General features: G+C 67.3%; 3 protein-coding genes. All 3 read right to left on the bottom strand.

The window, feature by feature from the left end; all coding sequences use genetic code 11:
- Nucleotides 1-25 precede the first annotated feature (25 nt).
- From tnpC to tnpA, 3 genes are read right to left on the bottom strand one after another with little or no spacing between them, the layout of a single operon-like run.
- A complete protein-coding gene (tnpC, locus tag MF610_RS18940; RefSeq protein WP_242201902.1) occupies nt 26-1597 on the bottom strand; it encodes an IS66 family transposase in 1572 nt (523 codons plus the stop codon).
- Nucleotides 1598-1640: 43 nt separating this feature from the next.
- Nucleotides 1641-1988, bottom strand: a complete 348-nt coding sequence (tnpB, locus tag MF610_RS18935; protein ID WP_066690505.1) for an IS66 family insertion sequence element accessory protein TnpB — start codon at nt 1986-1988, stop codon at nt 1641-1643.
- Entirely contained in the window at nt 1985-2359 is a 375-nt protein-coding gene (gene tnpA / locus MF610_RS18930) for an IS66-like element accessory protein TnpA (RefSeq protein ID WP_066690507.1), read from the bottom strand. Before tnpA ends, tnpB begins: the two co-directional genes overlap by 4 nt.
- Between the last annotated feature and the right edge of the window lie 122 nt (nt 2360-2481).

The following is a 2481-nucleotide window of genomic DNA, read 5'->3' as shown; positions in this document are numbered from 1 at the left end:
GTAAGCGTGGTGTGACGACCGCAGATCAGGCAGCTTGCGCAGTTGGCTGATCTGCTGGCGGCATCCAGTTCCAGGGCATGAGTTCGTCCCATCGGCAGGCAGGCCAGTCGCCGGCTACCTTGGCGATGACGTCGGCGATATAGACCTGCGGGTTGATGCTGTTGGCCTTGCAGGTCTGGATGACGGTATAAATCGCGGCGGCCCGCTCGCCGCCTGCTCGAGAGCCAGCGAACAACCAGTTGCGGCGTCCGACCGCGACACCGCGCAGCGCCCGCTCCGCGATGTTGTTGTCGATCTCCAGGCGGCCGTCGTCGAGGAAGCGCGACAGTGCTGACCAGCGCTTGGTGCCATAGGCGATGGCCTTCGCCATGTCGGACCTGGACGACAAGCGGCGCAAGCCGGCGTCGAGCACCTCGCGCAAGGCGTCGACCAGCGGCCGACTTTTCTCCTGTCGGGTTCGGCATCGCACATCGGGCGGTTGCCCGCGGACCTCGGTCTCCACGGCATAGAGCGTGCCGATCCGCTCGAGGATGTCGGTGGTCAGCGGCGTGGGCGATCGCTCGTGCAGATCGAAGACCTTGCGCCGGAAATGCGCCCAGCAGGCGACCTCGGTCACGCCGCTGCGGTACAGTCCATCATAACCGACATAGGCATCAGCCTGAAGGAAACCGCGAAAGCCGGCGAGATGGGCCAGCGGGTGCGCGGCGGTTCGGTCGGGCGTGAAGCGATACCAGGTCGCGCGCGGTGCCGTGCCGCCGGACGCCCGGTCGTCGGCCGCATAGACCCACAGCCGCCCGGTCGCGGTCTTGCCCCGGCCGGGGTCGAGTACCGGCACCGGCGTGTCGTCGGCGTGAATCTTGTCGGCCTTGAGCACTTCGTCGCGGATGCGGCTGACGATGGGGTCGAGGAGCCCGGCAGCCTGTCCGGTCCAGCCCGCCAGCGTCGAGCGGTCGACGTCTAACCCTTGCGCCGCCATCATCTCGGCCTGGCGGTACAGCGGCAGGTGATGGTCGAACTTGGAGACGACGACGTGCGCCAGCGTGGCGAAGGTGGCCTTGCCGCGTGCCACGGCGCTGACCGGGGCGGGAGCCTGGACGATCTTCTCACATATCCGGCAGCTGTATTTGGGGCGGACGTTGCGCACGACGCGCCAGCGCACCGGCACGATGTCGAGCATCTCGTGCGCGTCTGCCCCAAGCGGCCGCAGCGCACCACCACAGTCTGGGCAGGTACAGGGGCCCGACGTCGGCTCGTGGACGACCTTCTCGCGCGGCAGGTGTCCCGGCAGACTACGGACGGGCACCGGCCGAACCGCCACGCCAGGGTCAACCATCTCAGGCCCAGGCGCATCGCGCTCGGTCTCGAGTTCCTCCAGCGCCAGTTCGAGCTGCTCGATCTCGCGCCCCAGCTTCTCGGACGAGGCGCCGAACTGCATCCGCCGCAGCCGCGCGATCTGTCCGCGCAGGGTATCGATGAGCAGGTCGCGAGCGGCCAGCGCGGCATTGGCCCGGGCGAGCGAAGCCTCCAGCGCGGCGATCCGCGCGGTGGCATCTGCTATGGAAACAGGCGCTTCCGACACGCTGTCTCCATAGCAGATTGCAGGTCGCTGGGCGAGGGAAAGTGGCGCAAAACCGCCGTTCTTACCCCGCCAGTGTCGGCGTGAACGTCCGCTCAGGCCGACGCCAGTCGATGCCTTCCAGCAGCATCGACAATTGCGCCGGCGTCAGTGTCACGGTGCCGGTCGCGGTCACTGGCCAGACGAAGCGGCCCCGGTCGAGCCGCTTGGAAAACAGGCAAAGACCTTGCCCATCGAACCACAGCAGCTTGACCAGATGACCGCGCTTGCCGCGGAACGCGAACAGCGCACCCGAATGCGGGTTCTGCGCCAGCACCTGCTGCACCAGCACCGCCAGGCCGTCGAACCCCTTGCGCATGTCCGTCACGCCGCACGCCAGGAACACCCGCGTTGGCAACGGCACCGGGCTCACCGCAGCACCGACAACACCCGTGCCAGCGCACCTGCATCCACGCTCGCATCGACGCTCACCCGCACGCCGCCCGGCAACTCGATCTGGATGAGCCCCGAGGCACATGGCAGCGGCTGCGGCGCTGGCGGCGTCAGTTCCGCCACCTGCACTGCAGCAAACACCGGCAACGACGGCATCGCTCCGGCCAGCTTGCCTTCGCGCAACTGCTTGCGCCACGTGTAGATCAGGCTGCTCGATACCTCACGCCGCGCGATGACATCGCAGACCCGAACCCCCGGCCGAAACGCCTCGGTCAGGATCTCCAGCTTCTCCGCATCTGACCATCGGCGCCGGCCCGACACCTGACCGACCACCTCCATTCGACCAGTCATACAAGTGCTCGTATGACTGGTCGTAGAACCGAAAATTTCCCGCAACACCCGCGCCCTCGTCAAAGACGACAAGCATCCCGAAGGCTAAGACCACCGCAAGGCGGCCTACCGGCCACGCTTAC

The organism is Sphingomonas hankookensis, assembly GCF_022664465.1.
GTDB classification, from domain to species: domain Bacteria; phylum Pseudomonadota; class Alphaproteobacteria; order Sphingomonadales; family Sphingomonadaceae; genus Sphingomonas; species Sphingomonas hankookensis.
Note: the sequence above shows the minus strand (reverse complement) of the source record. Positions and strands in the feature narration are given on the sequence as shown.